The sequence below is a fragment of the Sulfitobacter sp. R86518 genome, assembly GCF_042466275.1.
Classification (GTDB): domain Bacteria; phylum Pseudomonadota; class Alphaproteobacteria; order Rhodobacterales; family Rhodobacteraceae; genus Sulfitobacter; species Sulfitobacter pontiacus.
Map to the genome: position 1 here is coordinate 1,559,831 of NZ_JAXHCA010000005.1, position 19,059 is coordinate 1,578,889.

General features: G+C 61.4%; 22 protein-coding genes and 1 tRNA gene. 21 read left to right on the top strand and 2 right to left on the bottom strand.

Translation table 11 applies throughout. The annotated features are described in order from the left end of the window. Positions 1-8 precede the first annotated feature (8 nt). The 6 genes from SJY36_RS08535 to SJY36_RS08560 are packed head-to-tail and all read left to right on the top strand — an operon-like array spanning position 9 to position 5,785. Positions 9-977, top strand: coding sequence for an ABC transporter substrate-binding protein (locus tag SJY36_RS08535; RefSeq protein WP_132996591.1), 969 nt, complete (start codon positions 9-11; stop codon positions 975-977). Continuing rightward, complete coding sequence (locus SJY36_RS08540; RefSeq protein WP_386174278.1) at positions 977-2,680, top strand: ABC transporter permease; 1,704 nt, start codon at positions 977-979, stop codon at positions 2,678-2,680. The genes SJY36_RS08535 and SJY36_RS08540 overlap by 1 nt, the downstream gene beginning before the upstream one ends. Further along, positions 2,668-3,711, top strand: a complete 1,044-nt coding sequence (locus tag SJY36_RS08545) for an ABC transporter ATP-binding protein (RefSeq protein WP_386174281.1) — start codon at positions 2,668-2,670, stop codon at positions 3,709-3,711. Before SJY36_RS08540 ends, SJY36_RS08545 begins: the two co-directional genes overlap by 13 nt. 51 nt (positions 3,712-3,762) lie before the next feature. After that, complete coding sequence (locus SJY36_RS08550) at positions 3,763-4,779, top strand: MBL fold metallo-hydrolase (protein ID WP_009824630.1); 1,017 nt, start codon at positions 3,763-3,765, stop codon at positions 4,777-4,779. Continuing rightward, on the top strand, positions 4,776-5,324 hold the full coding sequence (locus SJY36_RS08555; protein WP_386174285.1) for a histidine phosphatase family protein: 549 nt from the start codon (positions 4,776-4,778) through the stop codon (positions 5,322-5,324). The genes SJY36_RS08550 and SJY36_RS08555 overlap by 4 nt, the downstream gene beginning before the upstream one ends. Further along, positions 5,321-5,785, top strand: a complete 465-nt coding sequence (locus SJY36_RS08560; protein ID WP_286759122.1) for an HAD family acid phosphatase — start codon at positions 5,321-5,323, stop codon at positions 5,783-5,785. The genes SJY36_RS08555 and SJY36_RS08560 overlap by 4 nt, the downstream gene beginning before the upstream one ends. A gap of 123 nt (positions 5,786-5,908) precedes the next feature. On the opposite strand, the gene SJY36_RS08565 is transcribed toward SJY36_RS08560, so the two are convergent. Beyond that, a tRNA-Ser gene (locus tag SJY36_RS08565) sits at positions 5,909-5,998 on the bottom strand. 147 nt (positions 5,999-6,145) lie between these two features. Here SJY36_RS08565 and SJY36_RS08570 point away from each other — a divergent pair. The 10 genes from SJY36_RS08570 (at position 6,146) to SJY36_RS08615 (ending at position 14,371) form a co-directional block, all read left to right on the top strand. Then, a complete protein-coding gene (locus SJY36_RS08570; protein WP_340243720.1) occupies positions 6,146-6,988 on the top strand; it encodes a DUF2059 domain-containing protein in 843 nt (280 codons plus the stop codon). 2 nt (positions 6,989-6,990) lie between these two features. Continuing rightward, the gene (locus tag SJY36_RS08575) at positions 6,991-7,800 is read left to right on the top strand and encodes a hypothetical protein (RefSeq protein WP_386174290.1); all 810 of its coding nucleotides are present in this window, start codon (positions 6,991-6,993) and stop codon (positions 7,798-7,800) included. Between the two features lie 223 nt (positions 7,801-8,023). Further along, the gene (locus tag SJY36_RS08580; protein ID WP_005853569.1) at positions 8,024-8,737 is read left to right on the top strand and encodes a 50S ribosomal protein L21; all 714 of its coding nucleotides are present in this window, start codon (positions 8,024-8,026) and stop codon (positions 8,735-8,737) included. A gap of 12 nt (positions 8,738-8,749) precedes the next feature. After that, positions 8,750-9,019, top strand: a complete 270-nt coding sequence (rpmA, locus tag SJY36_RS08585) for a 50S ribosomal protein L27 (protein WP_005853571.1) — start codon at positions 8,750-8,752, stop codon at positions 9,017-9,019. Positions 9,020-9,117: 98 nt separating this feature from the next. After that, positions 9,118-9,714, top strand: a complete 597-nt coding sequence (locus SJY36_RS08590) for a GNAT family N-acetyltransferase (RefSeq protein ID WP_386174294.1) — start codon at positions 9,118-9,120, stop codon at positions 9,712-9,714. Then, entirely contained in the window at positions 9,711-10,313 is a 603-nt protein-coding gene (locus tag SJY36_RS08595; RefSeq protein WP_386174297.1) for a LysE family translocator, read from the top strand. The genes SJY36_RS08590 and SJY36_RS08595 overlap by 4 nt, the downstream gene beginning before the upstream one ends. A gap of 2 nt (positions 10,314-10,315) precedes the next feature. Further along, entirely contained in the window at positions 10,316-10,852 is a 537-nt protein-coding gene (locus tag SJY36_RS08600; RefSeq protein WP_005853576.1) for a GNAT family N-acetyltransferase, read from the top strand. A 27-nt stretch (positions 10,853-10,879) separates the two neighbouring features. Further along, the gene (gene obgE / locus SJY36_RS08605) at positions 10,880-11,917 is read left to right on the top strand and encodes a GTPase ObgE (protein ID WP_289081094.1); all 1,038 of its coding nucleotides are present in this window, start codon (positions 10,880-10,882) and stop codon (positions 11,915-11,917) included. After that, entirely contained in the window at positions 11,905-13,014 is a 1,110-nt protein-coding gene (gene proB / locus SJY36_RS08610) for a glutamate 5-kinase (RefSeq protein ID WP_386174300.1), read from the top strand. The genes obgE and proB overlap by 13 nt, the downstream gene beginning before the upstream one ends. 79 nt (positions 13,015-13,093) lie before the next feature. After that, positions 13,094-14,371, top strand: coding sequence for a glutamate-5-semialdehyde dehydrogenase (locus SJY36_RS08615; RefSeq protein WP_386174303.1), 1,278 nt, complete (start codon positions 13,094-13,096; stop codon positions 14,369-14,371). Here the strand turns inward: SJY36_RS08615 and SJY36_RS08620 are convergent. Further along, positions 14,368-14,970, bottom strand: a complete 603-nt coding sequence (locus tag SJY36_RS08620) for a histidine phosphotransferase family protein (RefSeq protein ID WP_386174305.1) — start codon at positions 14,968-14,970, stop codon at positions 14,368-14,370. The two genes, SJY36_RS08615 and SJY36_RS08620, sit on opposite strands and share 4 nt — an antisense overlap. Before the next feature lie 81 nt (positions 14,971-15,051). Here SJY36_RS08620 and SJY36_RS08625 point away from each other — a divergent pair, with 81 nt between their 5' ends. The 5 genes from SJY36_RS08625 to tsf all read left to right on the top strand — a co-directional run bounded on the left by SJY36_RS08625 (position 15,052) and on the right by tsf (position 19,030). Then, entirely contained in the window at positions 15,052-15,255 is a 204-nt protein-coding gene (locus SJY36_RS08625) for a DUF3553 domain-containing protein (RefSeq protein ID WP_005853586.1), read from the top strand. A 99-nt stretch (positions 15,256-15,354) separates the two neighbouring features. After that, positions 15,355-16,119 carry a GNAT family N-acetyltransferase gene (locus SJY36_RS08630; protein ID WP_184582049.1) on the top strand — a complete coding sequence of 255 codons (765 nt, stop codon included), beginning with the start codon at positions 15,355-15,357 and terminating at the stop codon, positions 16,117-16,119. Next, a complete protein-coding gene (locus SJY36_RS08635; RefSeq protein ID WP_386174309.1) occupies positions 16,116-16,970 on the top strand; it encodes a lysophospholipid acyltransferase family protein in 855 nt (284 codons plus the stop codon). The genes SJY36_RS08630 and SJY36_RS08635 overlap by 4 nt, the downstream gene beginning before the upstream one ends. Before the next feature lie 188 nt (positions 16,971-17,158). Further along, positions 17,159-18,028 carry a 30S ribosomal protein S2 gene (gene rpsB, locus SJY36_RS08640; RefSeq protein WP_005853591.1) on the top strand — a complete coding sequence of 290 codons (870 nt, stop codon included), beginning with the start codon at positions 17,159-17,161 and terminating at the stop codon, positions 18,026-18,028. A gap of 126 nt (positions 18,029-18,154) precedes the next feature. After that, positions 18,155-19,030, top strand: a complete 876-nt coding sequence (gene tsf / locus SJY36_RS08645) for a translation elongation factor Ts (RefSeq protein ID WP_386174312.1) — start codon at positions 18,155-18,157, stop codon at positions 19,028-19,030. Positions 19,031-19,059: the final 29 nt, after the last annotated feature.

A 19,059-nucleotide genomic window follows, 5' to 3' on the forward strand; every position in this document is an offset into this window, starting at 1 on the left:
AGAGCCCCATGAAAACCATCCTCACCACCACCGCTTTTGCCCTGATGGCCAGCACGGCCCTTGCAGATACAATCACACTTTACACCTCGCAGCCCAATGCAGATGCGCAGCAGACTGTGGACGCCTTCAAAGCCGCCAACCCCGATACCGATGTCGAATGGGTCCGCGACGGCACGACCAAACTGATGGCCCGTCTGCGCGCCGAGATCGAGGCAGGCAACCCGCAGCCCGACGTGCTGCTGATCGCCGACACCGTGACGCTGGAGGGCATGGCCCAAGACGGTCTGCTGACCGCCTACCAATCCCCGGAGGCTGCCAATTATGACAGCGCGCTGTATTCTGCCGACGGCTTCTATCACTCGACCAAGCTAATCACGACAGGCATCGTCTATAACACTGGCGTCGAGACGGCTCCGACATCGTGGAACGACCTGAGCGATGCGGCTCTGAAAGGGCAGGTGGCCATGCCATCCCCGCTGTATTCCGGTGCGGCACTGATCCATCTGGCAACCCTGACCGGCGATGACAGCCTTGGCTGGGGCTATTACGAACGACTGGCGGAAAACGATGCCCGCGCCCAAGGCGGCAACGGCGGCACGTTCAAGGCCGTGGCCTCGGGCGAGAAACCTTATGGCATGGTCGTCGACTTCCTCGCGATCCGCAACAAGGCCGAAGGGTCGCCTGTCGAATTCGTCTTCCCCACCGAAGGCGTATCCTATGTGACCGAGCCTGTGGCGATCATGTCGACCGCCAAGAACGTCGAAGGCGCACAGAAGTTCGTCGATTTCCTGCTCAGCGCGGAAGGTCAGGATGTGGTGCTTGAGATGGGCTATATCCCCGCACGCGACGGCATGGGCGTGCCCGCCGGTTTCCCTGCGCGCGAAGACATCAAACTGATGGATTTCGATCCCGCGACCGCGTTGAAGGACGCCGAAGCCAACAAGGCCAAATTCACAGAGCTGTTTGGCGCCGAGTAATGGGCGTTCTGACAAAAAACGGGGGCAGCCGGTCCGAGGGGTGGCTGCTCTCTACCATTTTGATTGTGGCGATCAGCCTGACCCTTGCGCCGGTGCTGCGCCTGTTTGTCGAAGGCGTGACGGATCAGGGCGCGGTTGGCCTGTCGCTCGCGGGCGAGGTGCTGCGCCAGCCATCGACGCTGAGCGCGCTGAAACATTCGCTGGTGACCGCAGGGTTTGGCACTTTGGTCTCGGTGGTTCTGGGGTCTGCCTTCGCGTTTCTGGTGGCGCTGACCGATCTGCGCGCCAAGGCGGCGCTGGTGTTCTGCCTGATGATCCCGATGATGATCCCGCCCCAGATCACCGCGCTGTCATGGACCCAGATCATGGGGCCGTCGTCTGTGTTGCTCAAGACCTTGGGGCTGGCGCCGCCATTGGGGTCGCCGCAGCCGCTTTATTCGGCGCAAGGCATCATTCTGTTGCTGGGCATCCAGCATATGTCGATTATTTTCCTGACCCTGCGTGCAGGTCTGCGCGCCATCCCGCAAGAGGTGGTAGAGGCGGCGCGCATCAGTGGCGCGCGGGGGCTGCGCACGTGGTGGCAGGTGGTCATGCCCCTGACCCTGCCCAGTTTGGCGGCAGGAACGGCGATCACCTTTGTCACCGCCCTTGGCAACTTTGGCATTCCCGCGATGCTGGGTATTCCGGCGGGCTATGCGACCCTGCCGACACTGGTTTACCAAAAGCTGGCGGGCATGGGCACCGGCGTGCTGGCCGAGGTATCGATCCTCGCCATGTTGATCGGTGCGGTGGCTGTCACGGGCATCCTGACGCAACAATTCTTCCAATCACGCCAACGGGTCTATCTGGTGGGGGCCACCTCGCGCCCCTTGGCGATCCCGCTTGGGGCGGCGCGTCTGCCGGTCGAGGTGTTGCTATGGGCCGTGGTCTGCACGATCCTTGTGCTGCCCATGTTCGGCCTGCTGGCGACGTCGCTGGTGCCTGCCTATGGCGTGCCACTGCGGCTTGACACCGTAACCCTTCAGGCGTGGACCGAGGTCCTGCTGCGCCAGCCGGTCACGACGCGGGCCTTTGCGAACTCCTTTGGTCTGGCGATCGGCGCGGCCGTTGTGCTCATGCTGCTCTGCCTGCCGCTGGCGTGGTTGATGGAGCGGAACCCGACGCGGCTGTCGCGGCTGTTTGATAGCCTGCTGGATCTGCCCTATGCCTTGCCCGGAGTGGTGTTGTCGATTGCGATGATCCTGCTGCTGATCAAGCTCCCGTTCACCGATGCGACGCTGTACGGCACGATCTGGATCATCTTCTTGGCCTATCTGGCGCGGTTCTTTGCGGTGATGTTCCGCCCCGTGCAAGCGAGCCTCAAGCAGTTGGATCCTGCCATGGGCGAAGCCGCGCAATCGGTGGGGGCATCGCTGTTCCAGCGGCTGCGCGATGTGATCGTGCCGCTCTCGGCTCCGGCGGCGGCGGCAGGGGCGATCCTTGTGTTTCTCACCGCGTTTAACGAGCTCACGGTTTCCGCGCTGCTCTGGTCCTCGGGGACCGAGACGTTGGGCGTGGTCATTTTCAATCTGGACGACAGTGGCGAGACCGCAATGGCCAGCGCGCTGGCGATGACCATCGTGTTGGTGGTTATGGCGCTGATGGTGCTGGTGCAGCTGATGTCCCGACGTTTCCCCAAAGGAGTAGTCCCATGGCAGACATAAGCCTGTCCGCGCTTGGCAAATCATTCGCCGGCGCCCCCGCACTGCATGACATCACCACCACGTTCAAGGATGGCGAATTCGTCGCCCTGCTGGGGCCGTCGGGCTGCGGCAAGACCACGCTGCTGCGCCTGCTTGCGGGGTTCGAGATGCCGACGACGGGGCGGATTTCCATCGGCCCGCGCGAGGTCGCGCATGTGGCTGGCAACCGCATGGTCCCGCCCGAGGACCGTAACATCGGTTTCGTGTTCCAGTCCTACGCGCTTTGGCCCCATATGAACGTGCGGCGCAATGTGTCCTATCCGCTGGAGATCCGGCGTTTTTCCAAGGCCGAGATCACCGCGCAGACCGATCAGGCGTTACAGGCGACGGGGCTGACGGACTATGCCGACCGGATGCCCTCCGAACTGTCGGGCGGGCAGCGTCAGCGGGTCGCTTTGGCGCGCTGTCTGGTGTCGCACCCCGATGCGGTGCTGCTGGACGAACCGCTGGCCAACCTTGATGTGGCGCTGCGGGCATCGATGCAGACGGTGTTCACCGATTTCCACAAGCGCACCGGCGCGACGATGGTCTATGTCACCCACGATCAATCAGAGGCGATGGCCATGGCCGACCGGATCGCCGTGATGGACAAGGGCCGCATCCAGCAGTTCGATACGCCCCAAACGCTGTATGAACGCCCCAAAAACCGCTTTGTCGCCGAATTCGTCGGGCGCGGCACGGTGGTGCCCATGCGCGGGGTCGAAAAGAGCGATAGCGCCCTGCACGGCCATGTTCTGGGGACGCGGATCGCCGTGCAAAGCGGGGATGACCTGCCAAGCCATGTCTGCCTGCGCCCCGAAAACCTGACCATCAGCGAAACCGGCGACCTGCGCGCCAAAGTGGCGCGGGTGACCTATCTGGGCGGCAAATACCTTCTGGAAACCGTTGCGGACTGCGGCACGCGTCTGCTGGCTGAAACACGGGCACGGTTTGATGTCGGCATGCAGCTTGGCCTGACGATCACCACCCCATGGGCATTCTCCGAGGATTAAATGCAAAGCGTAAGAGTACTTTCCGGCATCGGGGACAAAGGCCCCGCATGCATGCAATTGAACACGGGCAATCGGCGCTGGCTGCTGGACTGCGGCTTTGGCCCCGAGGCCCACGCCCATTTTGATCCGCGCTGGCTGAAGGGCGCGGATGCGGTCTTTATCACCCACGACCATATCGACCACATCGGCGGGGCGATCTATGCGGTAGAGGCGGGGCTGCCGATCTATGCCACTGCGCAAACCGCCAAGGCGCTGCCCCCTGCCGCCAAGGTCAACCTGCTGCCCGAACAGGGGGTATCTGTGATCGATGGCGTGCAGCTGACCACGGGGCGCAACGGGCACGCCATGGGCGGTGTCTGGATGCATTTCGCCTTGGGCGAGGGGCTGTTCTACTCGGGCGATTGGTCCGAGGAATCCGACTGGTTCCCGCTGGACCTTCCACCACCCGCGGCGACGGCGATCCTGGACTGTTCCTACCAGCTTGACGATGTACCCCAGACCGAAAGATTTGCCGCGCTTGACGCCTTGCTGGACAGGCTTGAGGGGCAGGTGCTTTTGCCAGTGCCGCCATCGGGCAGGGCGGGCGAAATGGCCCTGCACCTGATCCGGCGCTATGGTCACGCCAGCGTCATGCTGGACCCTGAATGTCAGGCGGTGCTGGCGACGGGTCTGCGCAGCGGCACGCTTGGCGTGGATGCGGCCAAGATCGCCCCGCTGCTGGCGCGCGGCCCGCTGGACGAGGCGCGCTTTCTGGTCTGCGACACCCCCAATGCCGATGGCGGTGCCGCCTGGGGCTATGTGCGCGCCTGGCATGAAAGCGGCCGTTTGGGGCGCGACGCGCATGTGGTCTTTACCGGCCATATGACCGCCCATGCTCGCGGGATCTGCAGCGTGCCGGGGGGATATTTCCAACGCTGGAACGTACACCCGCCGCTGCGCGATCAGGTGCGCATGCTGGAACGGCTTGGCGCGAAACGCTTTGCGCCAGCCTTCTGCACACAGCCAGAAGACTATTTGATCGAGGATCTGGGCGTCGAGGTTTTCATGCATGATCCGGTGCGCCTGTGAGGGGGGCCGCGCTTCCGCCCTCGGACTTTTGCCTGATCCGCCACGGGGAGACGACCGCCAATGCGCAAAGCATCATCGCAGGGGTGACCGATGTCGCGCTGACCGCCCATGGCCGCGATCAGGCGCGCGCGCTGGCCCGTCGTCGCTGGCCGCAGCCGGTCACGCTTTTCGCCAGCCCCGCCGCACGGGCGCGAGAAACCTGCAAGCGCGCCTTTCCGCAGCGCGATTTCACCGTGATTTCCGCGTTGCGCGAACGCGATTGGGGGGCGTTCGAGGGGCAGCCGCTGTCGCAGCAACCCATACGCGAAGACACCCCCGAAGGCGGCGAAAGCTGGCCCGCCATGCTTGATCGTGTCGCAGGCGCGATCCACGCGGCCTGTGCCGCCACACCCGCCGGCCACTTGCCGGTGCTGGTCTGCCATTCCGGTATCATCCGCGCCGCGCGCGTGCTGTGGACACCCCATGACGTGGGCCCACGCCCGCCAAACGCCATCCCGATCCTGTTTCAGCGGTCGGGCACATTTCTTGAGGAGAAAGAGCTATGACATCCGCCCCCCTGAAACCTTGCGTGGTATTCGACGTCGACGGCACTCTGGCCGAGTTCGACGCGGCAAAGCTGGGTCATCTGGTGCATGGCGTCGAGAAGCAATGGGATGCGTTCCACATGGCGATGGCCGACGCCCCGCTGATTGCCCCCATCGCCAAACTGATGCGCCGCCTGAAGCAAAGCGGCGAGACGATCGTCATCTGCTCGGGCCGCCCTGACGGTTGGGCGGAACACACGATCGCCTGGCTGCACAAACACGATCTGCCCTTCGACGGCGTTTACCTGCGCGCCAAGGATCAGGACGCCGCAAGCGATCCCGACGTCAAACGCCAAGCGCTGGCGCAAATGCAAGCGGACGGGCTGGCCCCCTGGCTGGTCATCGATGATCGCAGTTCGGTCGTTGACGCATGGCGTGCCGAGGGGCTCGCCTGCCTGCAATGCGCGCCGGGGGATTTTTGACGCGGGCGGGAGCAGCATCACGCCCCTGATCGCGGATTTTGACAGCGCACCGCGCCACAGGGGCGTGCGACCAAGGCGACGGCTTGTCCCGCAAGGGATGGACCTAAACTGTCAGGGGGATAGTGGCGGAGAGACAGGGATTCGAACCCTGGGAACCCGTGAAGGCTCAACGGTTTTCGAGACCGCCCCGTTCGACCACTCCGGCACCTCTCCGCATCGGTGTGGTGCGTCCGTTTAGGATGGATTTTGCGGGGTGGCAAGGGGGGCTAGGCCAGTTTTCGCGGACACGGGGAATTTCATTGCTGACAGATGGATTTCGCCTAAGCTCTTGGGGTGGATCAACTTGAAAGGAATGCCCTGATGCGCCGACTGTCCCGTTTGCCGTTAACTTTATGTTTTGGATTGGCGGTCATGGTGTCGCTGATTGCACCGATGGCGCGGGCCGCCGACAGAGAAAGGGTCGATGCATTTCTGGAAGTCACGGGGTTTGATGTCGCCCTTGAAAGCATCCGGCTGTCTGCTGATTCCGCGCCGGAAATGCTGGGGATTGATGCGGATGCCTTCGGCTCTGAATGGTCGCGTCTGGTGCGCGAGGTATTCGAGACGGATTTGATGCTGGACATGGGTGCCGGTATTCTGGCGCAGGCGCTCAGCGATGATGCGCTGGAACATGCCTCGGATTTCTACGCCAGCGATCTGGGCCGACGCTTGGTGGCCGCTGAAAACGCGTCGCATATGGAGGAAGACGATGCCGCGAAGGCAGAGGCGGGCGATGCGATCCTGAACGGGCTGCGCGGGATCGATTCTCCGCGTGTGGATCTGTTGGCGCGTCTGAACGGGGCGAGCGATGTCGAGGATAGCTCGATCAAGGCGCTGCAAGAGGTGCAGATCCGGTTCCTGATGGCAGCGGCGGGCGCGGGTGTGATCGAATTACAGATGGAAGAGCCCGACCTGCGCGAAGCGATGCGCGCGCAAGAGCCCGAGATGCGCGCCTCTATCAAAGAGAACGCGCTGGCGGGGGCGGCCTATACCTATCAGGCGTTTTCCGATGAAGAAGTGCTGGTCTATGCCAAGGCGCTGGAAGATCCGCAGATGCAGGAGGTCTACGCGCTGATGAACGCCGTGCAGTTCGAGATCATGGCGAACCGGTTTGAAGAGGTCGCACAGCGGCTTGGCACCATGCAACCCAGTCAGGACCTGTAACCATGCGCGCCTTTGTTCTTGCTGCTGGCCTGTGGATGCTGGCGCTGCCGCTTTGGGCCGACGCGCGGTCAACCGTGCTGGTGGATGTCCTGCGTCTTGGCGAGCTGGCCGAGATTTTGCAGCGCGAGGGGTTGGAGAACGCGGAAACGCTTGATCGCGATATGCTGGGCGGGCAGGGTGGCGCGGGGTGGGCGCTGCAGGTGCGTGCCATCTACAACCCCGAACGGATCGTCGAAACCCTGCGCGGGGCATTGGATGCGGGCTTGCAAGGGCAGGCCCGCGAGGATGTCATTGCCTTTTTCGCGCAAGACACGGGCGCAAGGATCATCACGCTCGAGAACGAGGCCCGCGCCGCTATCACCGACCCCGAGGTGGAAGACGCCGCCCGCGCAGGGTTCCATGACCTTGAGGGCAGCGACGACCCACGTCTGGGGCAGATCACAACATTGATCGACAGTGGCGACATGATCGACCGCAATGTCACCGCCGCGATGAATTCCAACTTTCAATTCATGCGCGGGATGGCAGATGGCAACGCGCTGCAGATGACAGAGGCCGAGATGCTGGCCGACGTGGCGCAGCAGCAAGAAGAGATCGCGCAAGACACGCGCGGCTGGCTTTATGGCTATCTGCTGCTGGCGTATTCTCCGCTGGAGGATGCAGAGCTCGACCGCTATATCGCCTTTGCGCAAAGCGATGCGGGGCGCAGCCTGAACACAGCGCTGTTCGAAGGCTTTGGCGCCGCGTACGAAGACGTGTCCTATGCCCTTGGTCGCGCAGTTGCGTTGAACATGGTGGCCGAGGAATTATAGCCAGCCGCACCGCCTTTGCGATAAGTCCCGCGAGGCCCGTGCTGGCCCTTGACATCAGGGGGGCGGTGCATCATACGGCAAGCCTCAACCTAAGGGTGCCCGTTTCGGGTGCCTTTGTTATTTCATGAACATCCCAAAACGGGATGCGCTGTCCGAGGTGGGCCAAAGCCCGACAAACTCCCGAACGGGGACCACAGGATGCGGAAACAGTAAAGGAAGACGCATGTTTGCGGTCATCAAGACAGGCGGCAAGCAGTACAAAGTTCAATCCGGCGATATGCTGCGGGTAGAACGTTTGGCTGCTGACGCGGGCGAAACAGTCCAATTCAACGAAGTTCTCATGCTGGGCGGCGATTCCCCCAAGCTGGGTGCTCCTTTGGTCGCAGGGGCCGGCGTTCAAGCCGAGGTCGTCGATCAGATCAAGGGCGAGAAAGTCATTCACTTCGTCAAGCGCCGCCGGAAGCACTCTTCCAAGCGTACCAAAGGCCACCGTCAAAAGCTGACACTGGTCAAGATCGGTGAGATCCTGTCGTCCGGCGCGGATAAATCCGACGTCAAAGCGGCCATCGGCACCGGTTCCGTCAGCGCTGCTGCCGTGACAGCCATGGAAGAGCGTTATGCGCTGAACAAAACCGATCAGGCCGAAATGGCCAAGCGCGTGAAGAACAACCAGGCCGAAGAGAAATCGGCCAAGCCTGCCAAGGCGAAGAAGGCTAAAGCTGCACCCGCAGCCGAAGGTGCCGACGATCTGAGCAAGATCTCCGGTGTTGGCCCCGTCATCGTTGGCAAGCTGAACGGTGAAGGCATCACAACCTTCGCACAGATCGCTGCTTGGACAGACGCTGACGTCGAAGCTATCGAAGAGAAACTGTCGTTCAAAGGTCGCGTCGGTCGTGAAGACTGGATCGCACAGGCCAAAGAACTCGCAAAAGGCTAAGGAGAGACACCAATGGCACATAAAAAAGCAGGCGGCTCATCCCGTAACGGCCGCGACTCAGCAGGTCGTCGTCTTGGCGTGAAAAAATATGGCGGCGAAGCTGTCATTCCCGGCAACATTCTGGTGCGTCAGCGCGGTACAAAGTACTGGCCCGCTGAAGGCGTTGGCATGGGCAAGGATCACACGATCTTCGCAACCGTTGACGGCAAGGTCCAGTTCCACAAGGGGCTGAAGAACCGTACGTTTATCTCGGTCCTGCCAGCGGCAGAAGCCGCAGAATAAGCCGCACCCGAGAGGTTTGAAAATTTAGGGATCGGCGGAAACGCCGGTCCCTTTTCCATTTTATCGCCCAGTGTTCACCCAGGAAGGGAGGGGCCGTTATGTCACGATCAAACCGCCCCGAGCTGAGCGATGGCACCATCCGTCTGCGCGCGCCCGAACACCGTGACATCGACGCCCGGTTCAAGCTTGGAAACACGCCCGAAATCCACCACATGTTCGGGGCAGAGCTGAACGCCGTGCCGGTGATGACCAAGGCGCTGGCCGAACGTTGGTATGAAACGCAACAGGTTGAACCGCTGGCCTGGGTCATCGAACATCGCGGCAAGATGATCGGTGCGCTGCGCCTGCACAGTCTTCGTCCGTGGGATGCCAGCGCCGATGTCGCGATCGGCATTCTCGCCCCCAAGAAACTGGGCAAGGGGTTGGGGACACGCGCGCTGCATCTGCTTGCGGCCCACGCCTTTGGCCCGCTGGCGCTGCACCGCCTTTCTGCCCGCGTGCTCGACATCAACGAACGCGCTGCGGCCTGTTTCACCAAAGTCGGCTTTGCCGCCGAAGGGCGTGCGCGGCAGTCGTCTTTTCTGGGGGGCGAATGGCACGACAACCTGTTGTTCGGGCTGATCAAACCCGATTACGTTCCGCCCGTCTATGACGCCAAGCCGCGGCAAAAACGCAAGAAGAAGAGCCAGTCATGAGCGTCGCCCTGACATCCTTTATCGTCTTTGCTGCAAGCCAGATCGGCACACCCGGACCGGCGAATATGGCGTTGATGGCCACTGGCGCGCGCTTCGGCTTTCGCGCGGCAGTGCCTTTTGTCGCGGGCGTGGCCCTTGGCAAACAGCTGGTGATCTGGCCAGTGGGTTTCGGGTTGATGCAACTGGCCGACCGCGCGCCGGGGGTTTTCGTCGCGCTGAAATTCGCCTCTGCCGCCTATATCATCTGGCTGGCATGGAAGGTTGCGAACCTGCGGTTGGGGCAGGACGCACGAACCGAGGCCGCGCCGGGCTTTCTGGCCGGGCTGATCGTTCACCCGCTGAACCCCAAGGCCTGGGCGATGATCGTGGGCAGCTTCACGGCCTTCATCGCGCCCGGAACGCCTGCGCTGGCGGCGACGGCCACGGTGGCCGCCGTGCTGCTGGGATGCCAGATCGTGCTGCACCCCTTGTGGACGCTGGCCGGTGCGGGGATCGCGAAGACGGTCGCCGGCAGCGTTTGGGAGAAATATTTGATGTGGACCTTGGCCGCTTTAACGGTGGCCTCTGTCTTGTTCGTGCTGTTCGGAGGAGGGACATAACGATGGAAGATTTAACAGTGTCGCAACAGCAAGTGATTGAAACAGAACGGTTTGATCTGCGCCCTGTGCGCATGTCAGATCGTGGGATGATCGAACATTATGCCAGCGATCCACGGGTGGCGATGCGCACCGCATCCATTCCGCACCCGCTACCGCCCGGCGTGATCGAAAGCTTCATCACCCGCGCCACCAGCACCCCGCGGACAGAGGATGTCTGGGTCATGGACGGGCTGAAAACCGGCGGCTCCGAGGTGATGGGCGTGATTTCCCTCATCCGGATGGACCGCGATCAATCCGAAGTCGGCTATTGGGTCGCCCCTGCGTTCTGGAACACGCATCTCGCGTCCGAGGCGGTACAGGCGCTGGTGCAGGCCAATCCGCTGCGCAACAAAAATATGTTCGCCTCGGTGTTTCGCGACAACCCTGCCTCTGCCAAAGTGTTGACAAATGCGGGCTTCCGCTATCTTGGCAATGCGGAAACCTATTGTCTGGCGCGCGAGACCTGCGTACCAACCTGGACGTATAGCCATAAACTATGACCACACGTGCCCCGAAAGGCCCTTTTGATGAAGTTTCTTGACCTGTGCAAAGTCTATATCCGCTCTGGCGCAGGCGGGGGCGGTTGCGTGTCTTTCCGGCGCGAAAAATACATTGAATACGGTGGTCCCGATGGCGGAGACGGCGGGTCGGGCGGATCGGTCTGGGCCGAAGCCGTCGACGGGCTGAACACGCTGATTGACTTCCGCTACCAGCAGCACTTCTTTGCCAAGAACGGCCAGCCTGGCATGGGCAAGCAGCGCACCGGCAAGGATGGCGATGACATCATCCTGCGCGTCCCCGTGGGCACCGAGATCCTTGATGAGGATCAGGAAACCGTGCTGGCGGATATGACAGAGCTTGGTCAGCGGGTCGAACTGGCGCGGGGCGGCAACGGCGGCTGGGGGAACCTGCATTTTAAATCCGCGACGAACCAGGCACCGCGCCGTGCCAATCCCGGACAGGAAGGCGTGGACCGCACGCTGTGGCTGCGTCTCAAGCTGATCGCGGATGTGGGTCTGCTCGGCCTGCCGAACGCGGGCAAATCGACTTTCCTCGCCGCGACATCGAACGCGCGGCCAAAGATTGCCGATTACCCGTTTACCACACTGCACCCCAATCTGGGCGTTGTGGGGGTGGATAATACCGAATTCGTCGTCGCCGATATCCCCGGCCTGATCGAAGGCGCGTCCGAAGGGCGCGGTCTGGGCGATCTGTTTCTGGGCCATGTCGAACGCTGCGCCGTGCTGCTCCACCTGGTTGATGGCACGTCGAACACCATTGCCGAAGATTACCAGACCATCATCAACGAACTCGAAGCCTACGGCGGCGAGCTGGCGGATAAACCGCGGATCACCGTGCTGAATAAAATTGATGCACTGGATGAAGATGATCGCGTAACCGCCCGCGAGGAATTGGAAAAAGCCTGCGGCGCAGAGGTCATGATGATGTCTGGCGTCGCCCGCGAAGGCGTCACCGAGGTGCTGCGGGCTTTGCGTGGCCAGATTGACGACGACCGGCTGCGTTTCCGCTCCGAAGATGAAGAAGAGGCACCTTGGCAACCCTAAGCGACGGCACCCGTATCGTTGTAAAAATCGGCTCGGCGCTGCTCGTCGATCGGGCCACCGGCCAACTGCGCCGCGATTGGCTGCAAAGTCTCGCGCAGGATGTGGCGTGGCTCAAGGGGCAGGGCAAGGATGTGGTACTGGTGTCTTCGGGCTCCATCGCTTTGGGGCGTGGTGTGCTTGGGCTGCCGCCAACCACGCTTGCGCTGGAACAATCCCAAGCCGCGGCGGCGGTGGGGCAAATCCGTCTCGCCCGCGCCTATGAAGAGGCGCTGGAACCCTACGGGATCACCGCCGCGCAGGTGCTTGTCACCCTGGAAGACAGCGCGGATCGTCGGCGGTATCTCAACAGCCGCGCCACGATGGAACAGCTGTTGTCCATGGGGGCGGTACCCATCGTCAACGAGAATGACACCGTTGCCACGGACGAGATTCGCTTTGGCGACAATGACCGGCTCGCGGCGCAGATCGCCGTGACCGTGGCAGCCGATCGGTTGATCCTGCTGTCGGATGTGGATGGTTTCTATTCTGCCAACCCCAATGACGACCCCGATGCCATCCGCTATGAGGTGATCGACACGATCACCCCAGAGATCGAGGCGCAGGCGGGCGATGCGGGCTCTGGTCTGTCCAAGGGCGGCATGAAGACAAAGCTGATGGCCGCGAAAACCGCGACCGCCGCGGGCTGCGCCATGGCCATCTCCGAAGGATCACCGTTGCGGCCTTTGCTGACCCTCGAAAACGGGGCCAACGCCACCTGGTTCACCGCGCAATCCGACCCCCAAACCGCGCGCAAACAATGGATTACGGCACTCAAACCGCGCGGTAGCGTCACATTGGATGCCGGTGCAGTGGCTGCCATGTCCAAGGGCAAGTCGCTTTTGCCCGCCGGTGTCACCGCTGTTTCCGGTCCCTTCGGGCGCGGCGACTCCGTCGCGCTGCTGGCCCCAGATGGGCGCCCCATCGGGCACGGGCTGACACGCTATACCTCCGCAGAGGCAGAGCTGATCAAAGGTCGTCAATCCTCTGAGATCGAGGCCATTCTGGGCGCGCCGGGGCGTGCTGCTTTGATCCATCGGGACGATCTTGCGCTTTCCTGACATCCAAATGGTTTAAAATCCTCGCCGAAGGCTTTAGGTAGAGGGCAACCCGAAATGACAAAAAAGCAGTAATTAGGTTATGACCTTGGATATGACACAGACAGACGACATTCCCGCGTTGATGGCGGATATTGGCGCGCGCGCCAAAGCCGCCGCCGCGACATTGGGCTTTGCCAGTGCCGACCAAAAGCAGACCGCGCTTGAAAAAGCCGCCGACGCGCTGATGGCCAGCAGCGCCGATATTCTGGACGCGAACGCCAAAGATCTGGAGTTTGGCCGCGACAAGGGTCTCTCTGACGCGATGATGGACCGGCTGTTGCTGGATGATGCGCGCATCAGCGCCATCGCCGACAGCCTGCGCAGCATCGCCGCACAGGATGATCCCGTGGGGCAGGTGCTGACCGAATGGGATCAGCCGACGGGCCTGAACATCCAGCGCGTGCGCACGCCTTTGGGTGTCATCGGCGTGATCTATGAATCGCGCCCGAATGTGACAGCGGATGCCGGTGCGCTTTGCCTCAAGGCGGGCAATGCCGTGATCTTGCGGGGCGGCTCCGAAAGCTTCCATTCCTCGCGCGCGATCCATGCCGCCTTACAAGAGGGGCTCGAAGCCGCTGATCTGCCTGCGGATTTAATCCAGCTGGTGCCCACGCGCGACCGCGCCGCAGTGAGCGAGATGCTGACCATGACCGACACGATTGATGTGATCGTCCCGCGCGGCGGCAAGGGGCTGGTCGGTCTGGTGCAGCGCGAAGCGCGGGTGCCGGTCTTTGCCCACCTCGAAGGCATCGTGCACATCTATATCGATGAAAACGCCGACCCCGAGAAGGTTTTGAAAGTCGTGCTGAACGCCAAGACCCGCCGCACCGGCATTTGCGGGTCGGCTGAATGCCTGCTAATCCATGAAAAAGTGGCGCGGACGATTGGCAAGGGTGTGATCAAGGCGCTGCTGGACGCTGGCGTCGAAGTGCGCGCCGATGGCGCGCTGACCGAGATCGAAGGCACCGTGCCGGCCACGGCGGATGATTGGGGGCACGAATACCTTGATATGATCATCGCGGCGAAAACCGTGGACAGTATCGACGATGCGATCACCCATATCCGCACCTACGGCTCGAACCACACCGATTGCATCATTACCGAAGACGATGCGGCGGCGACCAAATTCATGACGCGGCTGGATTCTGCGATCCTGATGCACAATGCTTCCACCCAATTCGCCGATGGTGGAGTGTTTGGCATGGGTGCCGAAATCGGGATCGCCACCGGCAAAATGCACGCGCGCGGGCCCGTCGGTGCCGAGCAGCTGACCAGCTTCAAGTATCTGGTGCGTGGCGATGGGGCCGTACGCAGCTAAGCCGTGATCCCAAGGGTGATGGTCGTTTCTGTCACGATGGATGTTAACTGTTGCCCGCTGTCTTTCACGATGGCGGGCAACAGCCCGAACTGGACCTGCGAAGCTGTTAGACGCTCTGCCCGGGACTGCCCCGCCAGCACGCCCCAAAGCGCGGCATTGATGCTTAGCCGGTCAGCCGTGCCGGTGATGTCCCATCCCGCGTCGTGGTGATCTATGGTGATCTGCCCACCGTAGGGCATCCCCGTTTCCAGACACAGCAGGCTCAGGAACACCATCCGCAGCGCATTGCGCGGCGCGGCAACGCCGTCGGGCCAGGATACCTGCCATTTGGACTGGGCATATAGATCACGCAGGATACCGCTTGTTTCTTGGGCAGGGACAGGCTGCGCGTCGCCCTCGCCGAAAGCCACGCGAAAGAACCGTAGCCGCGCACTGGCGTTGCGCACGCTTTCATCGATCAGCGCGACTTCGGGGCTCATATTCATGCCCGACATCAAAAGCAGCTCAAGCCCATTGTTGATTGCGCCCACCGGCGATATCAAGTCATGACAGATGCGGCTGCCGATCAAGGCGGCAAGATCAGTGTCGGTTTCTACCATGGGACGCCCCCTAATTAGCTGGCCTAAATTGCTGGCCCTAAATAGCTGCCCCCCACACCGCGCCGCAGAAAGGACGCACGCTTGGAAGACCTGAATGCGATACTGACACCCGGAATGCTTGTACGCCACCCCGCACATCCCGATTGGGGCGTGGGGCAGGTGCAAAGCAATATCAGCGGCAAGGTCACGGTAAACTTCCGCAGCGAGGGCAAGATCGTGGTCGATAGTCATCGGGTGATGCTCACCCCCGTCTTTGATGAAGGCTCTTCGTTAGCAAATCGTTAATTTTTCGCCGAAAACCACCGCGACGTGGGGCAAGCATTGCGCAACGGGCGGCAACTGCCTATTTATCCGCGTGATTGCGACCGGAGACGAAACCAGCCCATGATCATTGCAAAAGCGGCAGAGTTCGAAGTCCGTCTGGCGCGCACCCAAGCGGATCTTCATGCGGCGCAGCGGCTGCGGTATGACGTTTTTGTCACCGAGCTGGGGGCGGGTGGGCCTTTGGTGGATCACGAAAACCGGCTAGAGGTCGATCAATACGACGATTTCGTGGACCATCTGCTGCTTATTGATCGCAAAACCCAGCAAACCGTTGGCGTGTACCGGCTGATCCGCCGCGATATGGCGGATCGGGCAGGCGGGTTCTATTCGGAAAACGAATATGATCTGACCGCGCTCAAATCCTCTGGCCGCGAGATACTCGAGCTGGGGCGGTCCTGTTTGCATCCGTCCTATCGCGGGGGCATCGCGATGCACCAGCTTTGGGCGGGGCTTGCCTCTTATGTGGCGGAACACGGGATAGAGATCCTTTTTGGCGTCGCGAGCTTTCATGGCACCCAGGCCGAGGCATTGGCGCAGCCCTTGTCGCTGCTGCATCACACCTACCTCGCGCCGCCCGATCTGCGGGTCACCGCCTTGCCAAAGGCACGCCAAGAGATGAACCTGATCCCCGCCGACATCTTGAACCGGCGTCAGGCGATGGTGCAGATGCCCAGCCTGATCAAAGCCTATCTGCGGCTTGGCGGATGTGTGGGCGAGGGGGCCTTTATCGACCATGACTTCAACACGACGGATGTGCTTTTGATGCTCGACACCGCCCGGCTTAGCGAGCGGCAGGCCAAGATCTACAGCGGACAGCAAGGATGAGCGCGGCTTGGGACAGCGCCGACCACCCGACACCGGTATCCGTCGGGCCCCTTGGCTGGGTGCTGATGCTGCTGCGTGGGATGACGCTGGCGACGGTGGTTCTTGTGGGGCTGGTGATCCTGCTCGCGATCCGCCTGATAGAGCGCCCGCTATATGGGCAGGGTCGCCCCGTGACCCCGCATATCACCCAGATCGTCTGCAAAACCGCATTCTTGATCATGGGGTTACGCCGCGCGGTTATCGGCACCCCGATGCGCCACAGGGGCGCTGTCGTCGCCAATCACACCAGCTGGCTTGATATCTTCAGCTTGAACGCGGCGCAGCGGATATACTTTGTGTCCAAGTCCGAAGTCGCCAGCTGGCCCGGCATTGGCTGGCTCGCCAAGGCGACCGGCACGTTGTTTATTGAACGCAACCCGAAACACGCGCGCAAACAGACCGAGGTGTTCCAACAGCGCTTGCTCGACAACCACCGGCTGTTGTTCTTCCCCGAAGGCACCAGCACCGATGGCCTGCAGGTCTTGCCGTTCAAAACCACGCTCTTCCAGTCCTTCTTCGCGCCCGAACTGCGCGACGTGATCTGGGTGCAGCCTGTGACCGTGCTCTATACCGCTCCCGATGGGACCGACCCACGGTTTTATGGCTGGTGGGGCGACATGAGCTTTGGCGGCCATCTGCTGCGGACCTTGGCGTCCCTGCGGCAGGGGCAGGTGACAACGATCTATCACACGCCGCTGGCCGTCGCCGATTTCGAGAACCGCAAAGCCCTGGCCCAAGCCTGTGAAGCGCAGGTGCGCGCGGCCCATCCCTCGGCGGGGCTTGCAGCCCCAAACCCCACTGAATTGCGCTGATATAAGGCCCCAATGGCTAAAACATGCGCCTTGGACCTTGCGAAGCGTGAAAATCCGGACTATACGCGCGTCACTTAAACCCGCAGTCGGGGTTGGGCCTTTGAGGGAGAAATCCTTGAACGTCCGCCGGTTGGTCCCATTCCGGGATCGAGACCCCCGACGAGGCAAAACCGGAAAGGTATAAAGACATGGCTCTTCCTGAGTTCTCCATGCGCCAACTGCTTGAAGCAGGCGTACACTTTGGTCACCAAACACAGCGCTGGAACCCACGCATGGGTCCGTTCATCTACGGCGCGCGTAACGGCATCCACATCATGGACCTGACACAGACTGTTCCAATGCTGGACCAGGCGCTGCAAGTCATCCGTGACACCGTCGCCAAAGGCGGCAGCATTCTTTTCGTTGGCACCAAGCGTCAGGCGGCACAGCCGATCGCAGAAGCCGCAGAGAAATGCGCACAATACTACATGAACCACCGTTGGTTGGGCGGCACGCTGACAAACTGGCAGACCGTTTCCAAATCCATCCAGCGTCTGAAGTCCATCGACGAACAGTCCGAGCGTGGCTTCTCCGGCCTGACCAAGAAAGAGCGTCTTGGCATGGAACGTGACCAAGCGAAGCTGGAAGCATCGCTGGGTGGTATCCGTGAAATGGGCGGTCGCCCTGACCTGATCTTCGTCATCGACGTGAAAAAAGAAGCACTGGCCGTGGCCGAAGCGAACAAACTGGGCATCCCGGTAATCGCTGTTGTCGACACCAACTGCTCCCCCGACGGGATCGACTACATCATCCCGGGCAACGACGACGCCGCCCGCGCGATCCACATGTATTGCGATCTGGCCGCACGTGCCGCGCTTGACGGTATGTCCGCGCAGCTGGGTGCCGCAGGTGTTGATATCGGTGCGATGGAAGAAGCGCCCGAAGAAGAAGCCCTGATCGACGGTGGTGTCGAAGTTGGCAACGCTTCGGAAGAAACCGTTTCGAACGACGCAATGGCAAAAGACGCACCTCTGGATATCGAATCCAAGAAGGAAACGCTGGCCGACGCCAAGTCGTAAGCGACGCGAAAGAGACGGGCAGGGGGCATGTTTCCCTCTGCCTGTCACAAAACCATTACATGATTGAGACAGTGGTGCAGGACGCTCTGCCCCTCAATTTATCCCAATTCAAGGAGAACCAAAGCGATGGCAATCACAGCATCCATGGTCAAAGAACTGCGCGACACAACCGGTGCCGGCATGATGGACGCGAAAAAAGCGTTGACTGAAACAGATGGCGACATGGAAGCAGCCGTTGACTGGCTGCGCACCAAGGGTCTGGCGAAAGCAGCCAAGAAATCCGGCCGCACCGCGGCCGAGGGCCTTGTTGCCGTTAAAGTCGAAGGCGGCCACGGTGTTGCTGTCGAAGTGAACTCCGAAACCGACTTCGTTGGCAAAAACGCTGACTTCCAGAAAATGGTGTCCGGTATCGCAGATGTTGCTACCGGTGTGTCCGACGTTGACGCGCTGAACGCGGCTGACATGGGCGGCAAGCCCGTTTCGACCGTGATCACCGACGCCATTGCGAAAATCGGCGAGAACATGTCGGTGCGCCGCATGCAGTCCATCGATGGGGATCAGGTCGTGTCCTATGTGCACAACGCTGTAGCACCCGGCATGGGCAAAATCGGTGTTCTGGTCGCAATGACCGGCGGCAACGAAGAGCTGGGCAAACAGATCGCGATGCACATCGCCGCTGTGAACCCTGCGTCCTTGTCCGAAGCGGATCTGGACCCGGCTGTTGTTGAAAAAGAAAAGCAGGTTCAAATGGACATCGCACGCGAGTTCGGCAAGCCGGAAGCTGTGATCGAGAAAATGATCATTGGCCGTATGCAGAAATACATGTCCGAAGTGACACTGCTGAACCAGGCATTCGTTGTGAACCCTGACCTGACCGTCGGCAAAGCCGCAGAAGAAGCTGGCGCGACCATCACCGGTTTCGTCCGTCTTGAAGTTGGCGAAGGCATCGAAGTCGTTAAAGAAGACTTCGCAGCAGAAGTTGCAAAAGCCGCCAAAGGCTAAGCTGTCACACAGCAGATGAGAGAAAGGGC

What these genes read in the sequence shown, in the direction of transcription:
- SJY36_RS08540 (WP_386174278.1), top strand. Translation starts at nt 977, where the DNA reads ATGGGCGTTCTGACAAAAAACGGGGGCAGCCGGTCCGAGGGGTGGCTG.
- SJY36_RS08570 (WP_340243720.1), top strand. Translation starts at nt 6,146, where the DNA reads ATGCGCCGACTGTCCCGTTTGCCGTTAACTTTATGTTTTGGATTGGCG.
- SJY36_RS08620 (WP_386174305.1), bottom strand. Translation starts at nt 14,970, where the DNA reads ATGGTAGAAACCGACACTGATCTTGCCGCCTTGATCGGCAGCCGCATC.
- rpmA (WP_005853571.1), top strand. Translation starts at nt 8,750, where the DNA reads ATGGCACATAAAAAAGCAGGCGGCTCATCCCGTAACGGCCGCGACTCA.
- tsf (WP_386174312.1), top strand. Translation starts at nt 18,155, where the DNA reads ATGGCAATCACAGCATCCATGGTCAAAGAACTGCGCGACACAACCGGT.
- SJY36_RS08635 (WP_386174309.1), top strand. Translation starts at nt 16,116, where the DNA reads ATGAGCGCGGCTTGGGACAGCGCCGACCACCCGACACCGGTATCCGTC.
- SJY36_RS08550 (WP_009824630.1), top strand. Translation starts at nt 3,763, where the DNA reads ATGCAATTGAACACGGGCAATCGGCGCTGGCTGCTGGACTGCGGCTTT.
- obgE (WP_289081094.1), top strand. Translation starts at nt 10,880, where the DNA reads ATGAAGTTTCTTGACCTGTGCAAAGTCTATATCCGCTCTGGCGCAGGC.
- SJY36_RS08545 (WP_386174281.1), top strand. Translation starts at nt 2,668, where the DNA reads ATGGCAGACATAAGCCTGTCCGCGCTTGGCAAATCATTCGCCGGCGCC.
- SJY36_RS08590 (WP_386174294.1), top strand. Translation starts at nt 9,118, where the DNA reads ATGTCACGATCAAACCGCCCCGAGCTGAGCGATGGCACCATCCGTCTG.
- SJY36_RS08535 (WP_132996591.1), top strand. Translation starts at nt 9, where the DNA reads ATGAAAACCATCCTCACCACCACCGCTTTTGCCCTGATGGCCAGCACG.
- SJY36_RS08600 (WP_005853576.1), top strand. Translation starts at nt 10,316, where the DNA reads ATGGAAGATTTAACAGTGTCGCAACAGCAAGTGATTGAAACAGAACGG.
- SJY36_RS08560 (WP_286759122.1), top strand. Translation starts at nt 5,321, where the DNA reads ATGACATCCGCCCCCCTGAAACCTTGCGTGGTATTCGACGTCGACGGC.
- SJY36_RS08575 (WP_386174290.1), top strand. Translation starts at nt 6,991, where the DNA reads ATGCGCGCCTTTGTTCTTGCTGCTGGCCTGTGGATGCTGGCGCTGCCG.
- rpsB (WP_005853591.1), top strand. Translation starts at nt 17,159, where the DNA reads ATGGCTCTTCCTGAGTTCTCCATGCGCCAACTGCTTGAAGCAGGCGTA.
- SJY36_RS08615 (WP_386174303.1), top strand. Translation starts at nt 13,094, where the DNA reads ATGACCTTGGATATGACACAGACAGACGACATTCCCGCGTTGATGGCG.
- SJY36_RS08630 (WP_184582049.1), top strand. Translation starts at nt 15,355, where the DNA reads ATGATCATTGCAAAAGCGGCAGAGTTCGAAGTCCGTCTGGCGCGCACC.
- SJY36_RS08595 (WP_386174297.1), top strand. Translation starts at nt 9,711, where the DNA reads ATGAGCGTCGCCCTGACATCCTTTATCGTCTTTGCTGCAAGCCAGATC.
- SJY36_RS08580 (WP_005853569.1), top strand. Translation starts at nt 8,024, where the DNA reads ATGTTTGCGGTCATCAAGACAGGCGGCAAGCAGTACAAAGTTCAATCC.